The 16049-nt window shown below is 42.7% G+C and carries 13 protein-coding genes and 2 pseudogenes; all 15 read left to right on the top strand.

The annotated features are described in order from the left end of the window. Positions 1-68 precede the first annotated feature (68 nt). The 15 genes and pseudogenes from AB5I83_RS06140 to AB5I83_RS06070 all read left to right on the top strand — a co-directional run bounded on the left by AB5I83_RS06140 (position 69) and on the right by AB5I83_RS06070 (position 15909). Positions 69-887 (top strand): SDR family NAD(P)-dependent oxidoreductase, encoded by an 819-nt coding sequence (locus AB5I83_RS06140; RefSeq protein WP_448973651.1) that lies wholly within the window; start codon positions 69-71, stop codon positions 885-887. A gap of 10 nt (positions 888-897) precedes the next feature. Next, complete coding sequence (locus AB5I83_RS06135; RefSeq protein WP_448973649.1) at positions 898-1950, top strand: ketopantoate reductase family protein; 1053 nt, start codon at positions 898-900, stop codon at positions 1948-1950. Continuing rightward, entirely contained in the window at positions 1934-2593 is a 660-nt protein-coding gene (locus AB5I83_RS06130) for a GntR family transcriptional regulator (RefSeq protein WP_167830686.1), read from the top strand. Before AB5I83_RS06135 ends, AB5I83_RS06130 begins: the two co-directional genes overlap by 17 nt. A 13-nt stretch (positions 2594-2606) precedes the next feature. Continuing rightward, positions 2607-3624, top strand: a pseudogene (locus AB5I83_RS06125) (ABC transporter ATP-binding protein). Beyond that, a complete protein-coding gene (locus tag AB5I83_RS06120; protein WP_448973647.1) occupies positions 3578-4573 on the top strand; it encodes an ABC transporter ATP-binding protein in 996 nt (331 codons plus the stop codon). Before AB5I83_RS06125 ends, AB5I83_RS06120 begins: the two are co-directional and overlap by 47 nt. Before the next feature lie 20 nt (positions 4574-4593). After that, a complete protein-coding gene (locus AB5I83_RS06115) occupies positions 4594-5607 on the top strand; it encodes an ABC transporter permease (RefSeq protein WP_226641678.1) in 1014 nt (337 codons plus the stop codon). 15 nt (positions 5608-5622) lie between these two features. Then, complete coding sequence (gene nikC, locus AB5I83_RS06110) at positions 5623-6441, top strand: nickel transporter permease (RefSeq protein ID WP_167830690.1); 819 nt, start codon at positions 5623-5625, stop codon at positions 6439-6441. Positions 6442-6526: 85 nt separating this feature from the next. Next, positions 6527-8167 (top strand): annotated as a pseudogene (locus AB5I83_RS06105) (ABC transporter substrate-binding protein). Positions 8168-8336: 169 nt separating this feature from the next. Next, entirely contained in the window at positions 8337-9674 is a 1338-nt protein-coding gene (locus AB5I83_RS06100) for an amidase (protein ID WP_448973644.1), read from the top strand. Next, positions 9667-10806: a M20 family metallopeptidase gene (locus tag AB5I83_RS06095; protein ID WP_448973642.1), complete on the top strand. Its 1140-nt coding sequence runs from the start codon at positions 9667-9669 to the stop codon at positions 10804-10806. Before AB5I83_RS06100 ends, AB5I83_RS06095 begins: the two co-directional genes overlap by 8 nt. A gap of 18 nt (positions 10807-10824) precedes the next feature. Then, on the top strand, positions 10825-11550 hold the full coding sequence (locus AB5I83_RS06090) for a creatininase family protein (protein WP_448973640.1): 726 nt from the start codon (positions 10825-10827) through the stop codon (positions 11548-11550). 13 nt (positions 11551-11563) lie between these two features. Next, positions 11564-12808, top strand: a complete 1245-nt coding sequence (locus tag AB5I83_RS06085; RefSeq protein ID WP_448973638.1) for a hypothetical protein — start codon at positions 11564-11566, stop codon at positions 12806-12808. A gap of 60 nt (positions 12809-12868) precedes the next feature. Further along, positions 12869-13426 (top strand): GNAT family N-acetyltransferase, encoded by a 558-nt coding sequence (locus AB5I83_RS06080; RefSeq protein ID WP_448973636.1) that lies wholly within the window; start codon positions 12869-12871, stop codon positions 13424-13426. Positions 13427-13436: 10 nt separating this feature from the next. Beyond that, positions 13437-15185, top strand: a complete 1749-nt coding sequence (locus AB5I83_RS06075) for a M28 family peptidase (RefSeq protein WP_448973942.1) — start codon at positions 13437-13439, stop codon at positions 15183-15185. Next, on the top strand, positions 15172-15909 hold the full coding sequence (locus AB5I83_RS06070; protein ID WP_448973634.1) for an SDR family oxidoreductase: 738 nt from the start codon (positions 15172-15174) through the stop codon (positions 15907-15909). Before AB5I83_RS06075 ends, AB5I83_RS06070 begins: the two co-directional genes overlap by 14 nt. Positions 15910-16049 lie beyond the last annotated feature (140 nt).

Below are 16049 nucleotides of genomic sequence, written 5' to 3'. Positions count from 1 at the left end.
TCTTTACTTTGTTTTAGGCCTGTTATATAGTGTTACCAATATCAAGGGCCAAGCGAAGGGGTGGTATTTTGATTCAAAGTGTTAACAGTTTACAATCGACAATATTTACCGAGAAAGTTGTTCTCGTTACTGGAGCAGCACATGGAATTGGCAAAGGGATCTGCAAAGCCTTTCTCATGCACGGAGCAACAGTGATTGGCACTGACATCCTTGATCAAGAACTTACGGAAGTGAAAAGCGAACTAAATGGTTGGCTGAACTTGAATAATAAATATAACACTTTCGATACATATGCTTGTGACATCACAGAAGCAAAAAGTGTAAAAGGGTTGGTGGAGTATACAATCCAAAAATACAAAAAGATTGATGTTTTGGTAAACAACGCGGGGGGTGTATGTGGGCAAATTCATCAGCCAGTTGAGGAAGTGACCCCTGAACAATGGCGAAAGATTTTTGCCGTCAATCTGGATGCTGCTTTCTATACGACAAAGGAAGTTGCTCCCTATATGAAAAAGCAGAATTATGGCCGGATCGTTAATATTTCAAGTGGAGCTGGCCGCAGTACGAGTCTCACGGGAATTCAGGCATATGCCAGTGCAAAAGCCGGACAGATAGGTTTCACGAGACAAATGGCTCAAGAACTTGGTCCATATGGAATCACGGTCAATAATGTAGCACCCGGATTTGTGATTTCAAATCCATCAACCAAGAAGCAGTGGGAAAGGATGACGATGGAGGAACAGGCAAACCTGGTCAAATCAATATCCGTGAAGCGACTAGGAGAACCCGAAGATATTGCTCATCCGGTTCTGTTTTTTGCCTCGGACTTCGCAAGTTATGTGAGCGGCCAAACCATTTCAGCAGACGGCGGACAACAACTTTTTTAGGAGGAGTTCAATGGAAATCACAGTGATTGGGGCAGGCGCAATTGGCGGTGTGCTGGGAGCACATCTTGTCAAAGCAGGCAACAAAATAACTTTTTGCGATAAAGATCAGGAGCATGTCCATGCAATGAATAGTCACGGTCTAAGAATCGAAGGACCGGATGAACCCTTTACGGTTGTGTGTGATGCATATACTCCTGAACAGCTAGTTAAAATAAACAAAGTTCTTGATACAGTGTTCCTTTGTGTCAAGGCTCAGCATACAAGAGAAGCGCTCAAACCATTTTTACATCTTATTGGCGAAAAAACCAATGTGGTTTCTTTCCAAAATGGGCTATGCGAGAACGAGATTGCCAGCTTGATAGGGAGAGAAAAGACGATTGGCTGCTTCGTTAATTTTTCGGCAGACTACCTGGAGCCTGGCAGAATCCTTTATGGCGGAGTCGCAGCGCTTTATCTAGGGGAATTGGATGGACAAATTAGCCAGCGAGTAACTGATTTGCAGAAAATTCTCCAATGCTGGGGCCCAGCACAGGTTACGGACAATATTTGGGGTTATCTCTGGGGGAAAATGTCCTACGCTGGACTTTTATACGCAACTGCTTTGGTGGATGAAACCATGGCATCAGTGGTAAGAAAAGTGGATCTTAGGGACACTCTGATGGAGCTTTGTTCCGAAATACTCGAGGTTGCTGATAAGGAAGGCGTCAAGCCAATTGGTTTTGATGATTGGGTTCCTGACCTAGTCTACCCAAGAGAGAGTCGTGATCAGCAAGTTCTTGATTACCAGCTTGAAAAGCTTGCACAAAGAATGGCGTCAAACAAGAAAACAAAAAGTGGCATCTGGAGAGACCTGGCTGTCCGAAAAAGAAAAACAGAAATCGATTCTCAGCTGGTACCCATCCTAGAAATAGGAGCAAGCCATCAGGTGCCCATGCCTCTAACAGAATTGCTAGTGAAACTAATCAAAGACATTGAAATCGGTTCTATCCAAATGGATTGGAATCATTTATACAAACTAAAAGGCCTATACGAAAGTGGAGAAAAATATGCAGTTAAATCATGAAAATCTTTCTGACCATGTAGCGAAGATCATTCGGAAAATGATCCTGAACGGTTCATTAAAGCCTGGGGAAAAGGTAAATCAGGCACAGCTGGCTGAAAGTCTTAACATATCTCGCGGCCCGATAAGAGAAGCTTTGAGATCATTGCAAAATGAAGGTTTAATCAAACACGAAACAAATAAAGGAACCCATGTTACAACTCTTTCTTCCCAGGACGCTTACGAGATTTATACTTTAAGAGCTTTACTGGAAGCAAAAGCTGCTAGTCTTGCAATCCCCCATTTAAAAGATAAGGATTTTAGCAAACTTGAATTGCTTTTGGCAGATTTCAAACTTGCCATGGATGAGAAGGATCTGGAAAGAGAGGCCAAATGTGACATCGACTTTCATCAATTGATCGTCAGTGCTTCCAGACATACAAGATTAATCCATATGCATCAACAGTTGGACACACAAGTAGGGGCCATGTTCTTAACTGTTGCCAATAAGCTTCCTGCGAGAGCCGCGCTTGTTGTGGAAAACCACAGGAAATTGCTAGATGCTTTGAAATCCAAGGACGCAGATCGAGTCAGCAGGGAGTTTTCCGATCATTATGTTCACGCACTGAACGAACTCAAAGAGGTGAAAGGCCTTCTGACAATATAAAGGTGGTGGATTTATGTTACTGGAACTGAATAACGTGTCTCTTTCTCTTAAAAGAGATGGAAAATACGTAAAAATCCTAGACGAGATTTCTCTTCAAGTAAATAAAGGAGAGACAGTAGGTATCGTGGGTGAGTCAGGCTGTGGAAAGAGCATGACAGCATTATCGGTTATGCGCCTTTTGCCTGAAAAAGCAAAGCTAGAAGGAGCCATCCGTCTTGAAAAAGATGAGATAACTTCCTACTCAAAAAAGGAAAATGGAAAAAATCAGAGGCGATAAAATGGCCATGATTTTCCAGGATCCGTTGACGTCATTGAACCCTCTTCACACTGTAGGCAGACAGATTGAAGAGACGCTGATTCTTCATACAGAGCTGAATAAGGAGCAAAGGAAACAACGAGTCATTGAGCTTCTAAAAGAAGTAGGATTACCGAGAGCGGAGGAAATTGCTTCGGAATATCCTCACCAATTATCTGGCGGGATGAGACAGAGGATCATGATTGCTGTTGCTATGGCGTGCAACCCGAGTCTATTGATTTGTGATGAACCAACGACTGCACTGGATGTAACCGTTCAAGCACAAATCCTCGATCTGATGAACCACCTTAAAGAAGTTAATGAGATGGGCATCATCATGATTACCCATGACCTCGGAGTAGTTGCAGAAGTTTGTGACCGCGTTATTGTCATGTATGCTGGCAAAATTGTCGAACAGGCTGAGGTTAAAGAGCTATTCATGAATCCTAAACATCCCTATACGAAGGGACTTCTTGAATCCATACCCAAACTTGGGGTTAAAAAATCTAAACTCGGGTCCATTCCTGGTATGGTTCCGTCGCCGGATAAAATGCCGAGTGGATGTCGTTTCTTTGAACGCTGCAGTTCAGCAATGGAGATTTGTAAAGGTAAGACTCCTCCAATGAGCAGTGTAGGAGAAGATCATTCAGCAGCTTGTTGGTTATACGAAGAAAAGGGGGGAGAATTGAATGGCTCTTCTGGAAGTGAAGGACTTGAAGCAACACTTCACCATTAAAAAAGGATTTCTAGGCGAGAAGAAAAAAGTGAAAGCTGTGGATGGAGTAAGCTTCCACATTGAGCAAGGTGAAACGTTAGGAATTGTTGGCGAATCTGGATGTGGAAAATCAAGTCTGGGCCGAACAATCCTCCAGTTACTGAAACCTACCTCCGGCGAAATCATTTTTGACGGAAAAAATATCACCCACCTTCCAAGGAAAGAAATGAAGGAATTGCGGAAGGATATGCAAATTGTCTTTCAGGATCCTTATGCATCATTGAATCCAAGAAGTACGGTTCGTACGATCCTGGAAACTCCGCTTCTCGTTCACGGGGTAGGAAACAGGCAGGAAAGAAGGAAAGTAGTTGATGGCCTGATCGATAAAATTGGTATTCGCAAAGATCAGCTAGACCGATATCCTCATGAATTCTCTGGAGGACAAAGGCAAAGGATCGGCATAGCCCGTGCGCTTACATTGAACCCTAAATTGATCATCGCGGATGAGCCAGTTTCAGCGCTTGATGTATCGGTTCAATCACAGGTGCTGAATCTTATGGTCGACCTCCAAAAAGATCTTAATTTGAGCTACATGTTCATTTCTCATGATCTCTCCGTTGTCCAGCATATATCCGACAGAGTAGCTGTTATGTATTTAGGTAAAATCGTTGAAATCGCTGATGTCGAAGAACTGTATAAAAACCCTCTGCACCCTTATACAAAGGCACTGCTGACAGCCGTACCGCTTCCTGATCCGACAAAAAAGCGTGACAGAATCATTTTACAGGGGGACTTGCCAAGCCCAATCAATCCTCCGACAGGCTGCGCCTTCCATACACGGTGCCCAGTAGCAACTCCTGAATGTAAAGTGGAAACTCCCGAGCTTAGGGAAAAAGCGATGGGACACTGGGCTTCGTGCATTCACGTACATCCTGAGCAGAATACCAAAACAAAAGTCAATATTTCTTAATCTAAAAGGAGGCGGGGTAGATGGATGCATTACGGTATGCGCTAAAAAGGGTTCTGCTCATGATTCCCATTCTAATTGGGATCAGCATATTAACTTTCTTCATCTCGAATACCATTCCCGGAGATCCGGCCCGTTTGGCTGCAGGTCCTTATGCAGATGCAAAGGTAATAGAGGAGCTGCAGGAAAAAATGGGCCTCAATGATCCGGTGTATGTACAGTATTTCAATTATATGAAAAATTTGCTCCAGGGCGATCTAGGGAATTCCAACTATTCACACCAACCTGTCATGGAAGATATCAAACAATATTTTCCGGCAACTTTGGAATTAACTTTCTTCTCAATGTTCATTACGATATTGATCGGTATCCCATTAGGTGTCATAAGTGCGAGCAAGAAGGATAAAATAGCTGACCAATTCGCCAGGGTCATGGCACTTATTGGAGTGGCAATGCCTGCATTCTGGCTGGGAATCATCTTTCTGTTATTCTTCTATTTGAAATTAGGCGTGTTACCTGGATCAGGCCGCCTGGATACGGGTTTAGCGCCTCCGGAGACAATCACCGGCATGTATACAATTGACGCCCTTCTTACAGGCAATTGGACAGTATTTAAATCAGCGTTGATCCATTTAGTGCTTCCTGGCATAACCCAGGCTGCTGTCACAATCGGGATGATTACAAGAATGACAAGATCGTCCATGCTCGAAGTATTGAGAAGTGATTATATCAGAACAGCCTTTGCAAAGGGCGGATCAGAGAAAAGAGTACTTTATGGCCATGCATTAAGAAACGGGATGATGCCGATCATGACTCTGCTTGGGATGACCTTTGGCCATTCGCTCGGAGGAAGTGTCCTCGTAGAGTCGGTATTTTCATGGCCTGGGCTCGGCAAGTATGCAGTCAATGCCATTACCTATCTGGACTTTCCAGCTGTTATGGCCGTGACGATTCTTATCGCCGTTCTGTTCATTATCGTAAACCTTATCATTGATATACTCTATCAAGTTGTCGATCCTCGATTGAATTATGATTAAAAGGAGGCAGTAAATGTGGGAAGACGAATTCTACAAAGTCCTTTAACAGTATTAGGGATATTCCTGGTAGCAATGATCATCGTACTGGCTATATTCGCACCATGGATTGCCCCTAAGGATCCACTGGAGGTAAATCTGGGACAAAAATTGCTGCCGCCTAGCTCGGATCATTGGTTCGGGACTGACGAAGTAGGAAGGGATATATTAAGCCGTATCATTTTTGGCACAAGGATTTCTTTAAAGATTGGACTTATGGTGGTATTAATTTCATTTCCAATCGGGACTATCCTAGGAGCCATCGCTGGCTATGTAGGTGGCATGGTAGACCAGATCATCATGAGGCTGACTGATATTTTCCTCAGCTTTCCAGGTATCATCCTTTCAATGTCGATTGCTGCAGCTCTTGGGCCATCGATTGAGAACGTCCTGCTGGCATTAGCGATCACCTGGTGGCCATGGTATACGAGGATAGTTCGCTCGTCAGTGCTTTCCATTAAAAGCTCAGAGTTCATTGAATCAGCCAGAGCGATCGGGGCAAATCCATTCCGAATTCTATTTAAGGAAATCATTCCTAACGCAATTGCGCCTGCTAGTATTCAGGCAAGCCTGGACCTTGGGTTCGTGATCCTTGCCGCAGCTGGTCTGAGCTTTATCGGTTTGGGAGCACAGCCTCCTTCTCCTGAGTGGGGAGCGATGCTTTCCTCGAGCAGGGAAATTCTCAGGGATGCCTGGTGGGCAGCGACCTTCCCAGGGTTGGCGATCCTGCTGACTGTTTTAGGGTTTAACTTATTGGGAGATGGTATGAGAGATTTGCTGGATCCTAAAAATAGGTAAATATATATTTCTTTGAAAGGGGTGATTCCTGCCTTTTAAAGCCTTTTGCAAGGAGAAAATCCACTAAAAATCTGGGGGGAAACAAATGAAGAGGAAGAGTATCTTATTTAAAGTGATGACCATGGCGCTGATTCTGTTGCTTGCTTTGACTGGATGTAATAAGTACAACCAGGAGACGACAACAACACCTGCAGAGGGAAAGAATGAAGAAAAGACCGAAACGCCTGCAGAACCACAAGGTTCGGGAAATCCAGATGTCTTCAATTTCGCCACCAACCAGGATATACCGCACCTCGACCCACATGGCACTGCTGCTAACACTTCATTCCGTGTAACCTATATGCTTTATGATCGCCTCGTTACTTACGATGGAACAGATACTGAAGTAAAACCTCAACTTGCTGAAAAATGGGACGTTTCTGATGATGGTTTGACTTACACATTCTACCTGAACAAGGAAGCTAAATTCCATGATGGCAGTCCAGTAACAGCTGAAGCCGTTAAGTATTCATTCACACGTGCCATTGATATCGGAAAATCGGCTGCTGGACAATTTAAAAAAGTTATTTCGAAGGATAGTTTTGAAATAGTGGATGACCACACAATCAAAATTATTCTTGAGAAACCATTTGCTCCATTCATCAAAACGCTTGGAACTGTTTTTGCCAATATCGTCAATCCGAAGCTTGCTGAAAACCACGGCGATGATTTAGGTGAAAGTTATCTTGCAGATAAGGGATACGGTTCTGGTCCATATATTCTTGAAAGCTGGGATCGCGGCCAGAAGATGGTTTAAAAAGCGAATGAGAATTACTGGGGAGAAGTACCGAAATTAAAAACAGTCAACATTATGATTGTTAACGAGCCTTCAACCGCTAGACTTATGCTTGAAAAAGGAGAAGTAGATTTGCTGGATTACTCTATGCTTTCTCCTGATGTCATGAAGCAGATGGAAGGTACAGAAGGAATCGATATCATTACACAGCCTGGATACCAGATTGATGATATTGCCATCAACATGGAAAAGAAACCTCTTGATAATGTAAAGGTTCGCCAGGCATTGGCACACGCAGTAAACTATGACTCTATCAACAATGATATTTTGCTTGGTGCAGGTAAGCGCATCGGCGGAATCATTCCAGAAGGAATGTTTGGCTATAACCCGGATGTAAAGCAATATGACTTTGACCTTGATAAAGCAAAAGCGCTTCTTGAGGAAGCAGGGCTTGGTGATGGTTTTGAAACGGAGATCCTGATTTCCGAGAATAATGAAGTACGTAAGAATATTGCAGTCATGATGCAGTCAGACTTCAAAAAGATTGGTGTAGACCTGAAAATCAAGACATTGGCGTGGCCAACGTTCCTGGAAACTGTTACTTCAGGAGGCCATCAGCTAGCATTGGCTGCATGGACACCGGATTACGCAGACCCAGATTACAATCTTTGGTATTTCGCTCATTCTACTAGTAAGGGACCAGGATTCAACCTTGCTTTCTATGAAAATAGCAAAGTCGATCAGTTATTGGAAGAGGGCCGGAAGACTGTAGACGAAGGAAGACGAGAGGAAATCTACCAGGAAATCCAGGCACTCATGAGTGAAGAGGTTCCGTATATCTTCCCTGCACAGCGTCTTGTTCAGGCTACTCAAAGGTCATGGGTGAAAGGTTACGAAATTAATCCTATGAACACATGGTACGTACCGTTCCAGAAGATGACGAAAGAATAATTTCAGTAAAACGACCGCAGGACTATATTGTATGCGGTCGTTTTATTCAATCAAGCTTAGGGCTTAGGACAATTTGAAAGTTCAGGACCTTGGCGGTTGGCTGAATTTCGCTTTTCAAATTCTCAGAAATCGCGGCTAGGTCCAATACTATACTGGCAATAGGTGATGAATGATGAAACAGCTGTCTGATTTGTCCATTTTGCAAGTGGCTGATTTATACAGGCGAAAAGAACTTTCACCGGTTGAATTAATCGGAAGCACTTTTGAAAGGCTTAAAGAAGTTGATCCAGAACTTAACAGCTTTATTACGACCTTGCAACCAGAAGCAATGGAAGCAGCGAAAGAAGCTGAGGCTGCTTTTTTAAGAAATGAAAAGCAGCATATTTTATATGGCATTCCCTATAGTGTGAAAGATCTCTATTATACAAAAGGAATCAGGACGACGTGCGGGTCCAGGATTCTTAGGGATTTTATTCCTGAAAACACTGCATCATTGGTATCAAGGTTAGACAATTTCGGGGCGATTCTCATTGGGAAAACGAATATGCTTGAGTTCGCTTATGGGATTGTTCATCCTGATTATGGCCAGACAAACAATCCTTGGGATATGACAAAGACTGCTGGAGGATCAAGCGGTGGATGTGCTGCATCGGTGGCAGCCGGGATAGGATTATTTTCACTGGGATCAGATACAGGAGGATCAATAAGGATTCCCGCTTCTTATTGTGGAATCTCAGGGCTTAAACCGACATACGGTTTACTTTCGCTCGAAGGAATATTTCCTTTATCGCCCTCACTCGATCATGCAGGTCCCATGGCAAGAAGTTCTGAAGATATATTGGTGGTAATGGATGCACTTGTGCCAGGCTTCCTCTCTGCAAAACTAACAAACAATCATAAAGCGCTCATTGGAATTCTTCCAGCTGACCTAATCTCAGATGTTAACGAAGCGGTAGCAAGTATTTATAAAGAGGCATTGGAACAGGTAAAGAAACTGGGATGGAATGTACAGGAAATCGAGTTAAAGTATCTTGATTTTACAGAAGAAGTCGTTATGAATGTGCTTTTACCTGAAGCGGCTCTCATTCATGAAAAATGGCTTTCCAGAAAAGATGAGTATGCTCCTTTAACATATAAACAGATTGAAGCTGGTTTGACTCATCGCTCTCTTGATTACTTGAAGGCCAAAAAAGAATTAATGAAAGCGAGGGAGGATGTGGACCGAGTATTGGAAGAAGTGGATTTTCTGCTTATGCCAACGGTTCCTTATCCTGCGCCAGATGAAGATCCCGCCCTTGAGGAAGATAACGAAATGAAATTTACCGGGTTATTCAATGTATCAGGACATCCAGCTATGACGATTCATGCAGGGTTTACAAAAAGCAAGCTTCCGGTTGGACTGCAGCTTGTCGGAAGACATTTTGGGGACAAAGAAATGATTGAAGCAGCCATTAATTTAGAGCAAATGCTATCTCAATCAATGAAAGGAAAACAGATGAATGTCTGAAATTTTAAATTATCTTAAAGAGCACAGTAACCAAATCACTGACACTTTGCTTAAGTTGACGAAGGCTGAATCTCCTTCCCATACAAAAGCAATGGTGGATAAATGCGGTAAGGTCCTCAGAGGGGAATACGAAAGGTTAGTAGGCGATTCCGTTGAAATGATTGAAAAAACAGAAGTTGGCAATCAATATAAATTTACATATGGAACGGGGGACGAGGAAGGGCAGATTTTAGTGATCGGCCACATGGATACAGTATGGGATGAAGGTGCACTGCCCATAAGGCATGAAGGAAACCTTCTATATGGCCCGGGGGTTTTTGATATGAAAGGCGGCCTCACGATCACACTTTGGGCATTAAGGGCATTGAAAGAAACGGGTGCTCAGCTTAACAGGAAAATCACCTTCCTGGTAACAACAGATGAGGAAGTAGGAAGTACCCATTCGAAGGAAATCATCCTGGCAGAAGCAGAAAAAAGCTCCGTCGTATTTGTTCCGGAATCTAGTATCGGACCTGATGGGGCAGTAAAAACCGAAAGAAAAGGAGCTGCACAGTTCTTAATGAAAATTGAAGGAATAGCCGGGCATGCTGGAATCAATGCGTGGGAGGGTGCAAGTGCAATAGAAGAGCTGGCTCATCAAATACTGGATTTGAAGAAACTAGCAAACCGCGAAGAAGGAATTTCGGTAAATGTCGGTGTCATGAATGGCGGAACCCGAGGGAATGTCATTGCCAAGGAAGCAGTCGCAGAAATTGATGTTCGTATCACCAAAAAGGCGCAGGCAGAAAAGATTTCAGAAGCAATCTTGAACAGACCTGTTTTCATAAAAGGAACAAAGGTCGAGGTGATTGGAGAGATCGATCGATATCCTCTTGAACGGACGGAGGAAGTCATTCATTTATATGAAGATCTTAAAGAGATCGCTTCTGCACACGGATACGTATTGAATGAAGGATCTTCAGGGGGCGCAAGCGACGGCAACTTCACCTCAGGGATTGGCATTCCGACTATCGATGGGCTGGGTCCGCTTGGTGATGGAGCTCATACTGAGCGAGAACATGTCGACTTATCAAATCTTCCATACAGGGCCGCACTGATGGCTGAGATTATCCACAAATATGCAAATAAGTAAGAGGGGAGGACTGGAATTATGTACATGATGGATTTAACAGCCTCTAAATTCAAAGAGATAAGAAATTCTGTAGACACTGTATTATTGCCCATTGGGATGATTGAAATGCATGGACCGCATTGTTCGCTTGGAACGGATGTATGGATACCACGGGAATTTGTCCGACGGCTGGACCAGAGGATTGGAAATCGGATATTGATGGCACCTGAAGTTGCTTACGGTCATTCTTGGGGTCTTGCTCCATTTGAAGGAACGATTGATATATCTGCAGAAGCTTTTTCTCAATATGTCTTTGAAATCGGGAAAGAGTTCCACCGGAATGGATTTGAACAAATAGTTTTGTTCAACGGACATGGAGGAAATATCCCGAGTTTGACAACTGTTGCCGAAAAGCTTGCAGACATTGGAATGAAGGTATTAACCATTAATTGGTGGGTGGATTACCGTGAACAAATTTTAGAGATCACAAAAGGACCTGGTCATGGCGGTGAAGACGAGACATCATTGATTCTCGCCATTGACGAGAATCTTGCTGATCCTGGTCTTGCTGGTGACCATCAGTTAAAGATAAATCCGAAGATCAAGTTTGAAAAATCAGGACTAAAATTTTTTGAAGATGGTTATCTAGGCAATGCTGGCGCTGCGACAGCTGAAAAAGGCGAAAGGTTATATGAAATGATGCTGGAACTAGTTTTATCCGATATTGAAGATCTATGGAGGGTGGCATATGAATCGGTCAATTAAGGAGGAAAAGAAAATGTTGAGATGGACGGAAGAACAAGTGGGAGAAAAGATCGTTGATATCGTTGTCAGTTTGAATGAACAGGCGCAAAAATTACACAGCCAGGAGGTAGCTACGGCAAGTTATAGTGAAATAAAGCCTACGCTTTCTAGCTTTGATAAGATTGGTGATGCCCTTGATGAAGTTGAAAGTGCACTCAAAGTGAAAGAAGGCCATGAAGGAGAATATATGAGAGCGATGGCGAACGGATTCCGTTATTTTGCTCGCAGCCTTCAGGGTGACAATGTCCCATATGAAGAACTGATTGCGAACATTCAAGAGTTGCCGTCCACCCTGATCACTGATCAGCAGTTAGAACATGCAAGGGATTTGGTTGAAAAAGGATTATCAGACCTTGGCTATAAAGGAAGCTTATTCGAGAAAGCAACTGCATGGCGCTCAGATACATTGATTGATCCTGAACAAGTGACTACAGTAGCCGAAAACTTCCGTGAAAACAGCAAGCAAGGGACACTGAAAAGAGTGATCGGACTTCCAGAAGAAGATGGAATCGATTGGATCAAGCCGATCAGGGGAGTATTTTGGAGCGGGTATTCCAAATATACCGGCAGCTATCGAGGAAACTTAACCTTCAATATTGACCGACCATGGACAGAGCCGATTTTGGCTCAAATCATGACACATGAAGGATATCCTGGGCACCAAGCGTTCTACTGTCGCTGGGATTACTTATTCCAGCAAGGAAAGCTTCCGCTTGAAGCTTCGTATTACCTGATCAACAGTCCAACCAATGCATTGTTTGAAGGTGGACCGGAAACAGCCTTGAGCTTCCTCGGTTGGGATGATCTTAACGAAGAAACACCTGGTGTGACAGACGAACAAAAGCAGCAGTATTTGCTTGCAAGGAATTACCTTGACTATCAAAGGATGTTTACCACAAACGCCTGTTATCTGTATAACCTCGGTCAGGTATCCAAGGAAGAAGCAATAGATTATTTAATCAACAAAGGAGGCATTACCGAAATTGAAGCAAACAATGCCTTCCGATTCTTCTCAGACCCAATACAAAAAACCTATTTCCCTTGCTACTATTACGGCCGCTGGATGGTAGGAAACGCCTATAAAGAAACTCCTAAAGAAAAACGACAAGAGTATTTCTCCATTCTCTATGACACACCGCACACAACCAAATCTTTTATCAAAGCAATCAGCCAGCTGCATGGTAAAGAATTCGATGCTTTTAATACATTGAATCAATAAATATTGAAGGTGAGGCTTTTTGGGGCTTCACTTTCTCTGTAATAAAGGGTGACAGTCACCATGATCGAATTAAAACATTTTACAGAAGAGGACATTCCTCAACTTATAAGCTGGATAGATACTCCTGAGTTTTTGGTTCAGTGGAGCGGGACAGGATTTTCCTTTCCGCTGACTGACCAACAGCTTATAAAGTATTTGAAGGAAGCAAATAAAGAAGATTCAAAAGTTCATGCTTTTAAGGTTATTCACCTTGAATCATCGAAGGTAATAGGGCATATTTCCCTTGGTTCAATCAATTTTCATAACCGGAATGCGAGAATGTGCCGAGTCTTAATTGGTGATGAGGATATGAAAGGCAAGGGTTTAGCTCCTATTATGGTCAATAAGCTTTTAAATATAGCGTTTGAACAATTTAGTCTGCATAAGGTGAGTCTTGCTGTATACGACTTCAATACACGAGCTCTTAAACTCTATCAGAAAATGGGTTTTCATACGGAGGGTTTGATTAGAGAAGCATCCAGGATCGGTGACGATTACTGGAGTTATTATGAGATGAGTATTTTAGGTCGAGAGTGGCGTTCATTCATAAATAAAAATGGGGGGGAGAACCTTGGATAATTTGACGGTGATGGAAAAAGAAATCATATCCCATATTGATGCGAATCAATTAATGGACTATAACAAGGAAATCGCCAAGGAGGTTAGGCTCTCAGGATCTGAAGAAGAGCTTCGTGCGTTCAAGTTTGTTCAAAAGACTTTGGAAAGCTTTGGAATGGAAACTGAACTTACTTTTCACCAAGCATATATTTCTCTGCCGGGTAAAGCGAGCTTAAAGGCAGGTGGTATCGAGTTGCCTTGTATCACTCACTCTATGGCACCTTCTACTGCAGAGCGGGGAATAAGTGGAGAATCTGTTTATATTGGTGACTATTCAGATGACAAGCTTTCTCTTTCTAATGGGAAAGTTTCTGTTGTAGAAGGAATTGCAAGTCCAGAAGTTATAGCAAAGCTTAGTGATGCCGGAACCCTCGCTGCTATTTTTATCAATGGACCTAATACTCACGAAATGATTGTTTCTACTGTTTGGGGCAGTCCAACTCCTGAAAATATTTCTCAAATGCCGAAGATTCCTGTCGTATCAATAAATGATGATACAGGGGAAATCCTTAAACAGTTCTTTCAGGAAGGAAAGGGCCTGGTGGAACTACATACCGAGGTTGAAACGAGATGGACGGCAATTCCCACGTTAACGGCTGACATTAAAGGGAAAGACGAGCCAGAGAATTTTGTTTTATTCAGTGGCCATATTGACTCGTGGCATTATGGAGCCATGGATAACGGCTCGGCGAATGCGACCATGTTAGAAGTGGCAAGAGTGCTTTCAAAATATAAAGAGCAATTGAAACGATCAATACGTTTTGCTTTTTGGTCTGGACATTCGCATGGAAGGTATGCAGGGTCACAGGCCTACTGTGATCGTCATTGGGAAGAAATTTACGAAAATTGCGTCATGCATTTCTATATTGATTCTGTAGGAGGCAAGGGAGCTACCATCCTGAGCGAAAGTAATTGCATGAGTGAAACGAAGGATATTGCCTCTCACTATGTCAAGAAGATTACCGGACAGGAATACATCGGAAGCAGGTATGGGAAATACGCCGACCAATCTTTCTGGGGAGCGGGAGTACCTTCGTTGTTTATGGGAATGTCGGAACAACCGTTATCCAATGACCCGATGTCCCAGAAAGTGTTTCAAGTTTTCGCAGGCAAAGAGGCAGGGGGATTTGGCTGGTGGTGGCATACCGTAGAAGATACAATCGATAAAATTGATCCAGGTAATCTAAAACGTGATTGTGAAATCTATGCCCTTTCTATCTATAAAGTATTAACCAATCCAATATTGCCAATTAACCAGCTGGCTGCGGTAAAAGAAATCAAAGACACAATTAAAGAGTATCAAACAGCAGCTGGTGATAAAGTCGATTTGAAAATGACGATGGAACGATTAAATAAACTTGAAGAAGTACTTACGAATGTACAATCTGATCTATCTTCATCGGATTTGTCGGTTGAAAAACAGAAAGAAATAAATAAGCTAATGATGGCGATCTCGCGCAATCTTGTTCCCATTAATTATGTAAGAACTGATGTATTCGACCATGATGCGGCGATTGGTTTACCTCCAATTCCTGCGCTTTCCTCGATAAATTTAATTGCTGCAGTGGAGAAGGGAACACATGACTATTATTTGCTGAGGACTTCTATAAACAGACAGCTTAATAAAGTGAATTATTTACTCAAAAATGCATTAGAACAAGCTACAAAATTATCAACAACATTAAATGAAAAAAGGAGTGGGGATTATGTCAGCAATTAAAAATAAGGTCGTGATCATTACAGGGGCAAGCAGCGGGATTGGCCGTGCAACAGCTGTTAAATTGGCAAATGAAGGGGCGCAAATTGTTCTTGCTGCTAGAAGAGAAGACCGGTTGCAGCAGCTTGCAGAGGAGCTGCAATCACTTGGCGTTTCAGCTGTATATAAAGCAACCGATGTCACTTCATTGGAGCAGGTGCAAAATCTTGCTGATTTCACATTGGAACAGTTCGGTCAAATCGATGTGCTTTTCAATAATGCCGGAATCATGCCACTTTCCTATATGAAGAATAATAGAGTGGAAGAATGGAATCAAATGATAGACGTTAACATTAAAGGAGTATTACATGGGGTAAGTGCAGTCATTCCACACATGCTTGAAAGAAACAGTGGACACATCATCACGACTTCTTCTGTAGCAGGACATGGAATCTTCCCTTCAGGGACAGTTTATTGTGCCACGAAATTTGCTGCCAGGGTGATCATGGAAGGACTGAATAAAGAATTGACCAAATCGAATATCAGGACTACCACGATTTCCCCAGGAGTCGTAGATACAGAGTTGCCAAATTTAATTGTTGATCCAGAAGTGAAGCCTATATTTGAGAATCCGGACCTTCCTTCTATAAGAAGTGAAGATATTGCGAACGCCGTTCATTATGCACTTTCACAGCCTGCATCAGTTGCTGTGAACGAAATTATCATTAGGCCAACGAATCAGGGGTAATGGTTTCAAGGAACAATTTACATGTTAATGGCACTACTCTGTTAATAAATTGAACGATTAAAGCAATCGAATAATCTCTGTTGGAAGCAGGTCTTTTAGATCTGCTTTTCCTTTATTTAGGCTCAGTGATCATTCATTGT

Source organism: Mesobacillus sp. LC4 (assembly GCF_053543455.1).
This window is presented reverse-complemented; position numbering and strand designations above follow the sequence as displayed.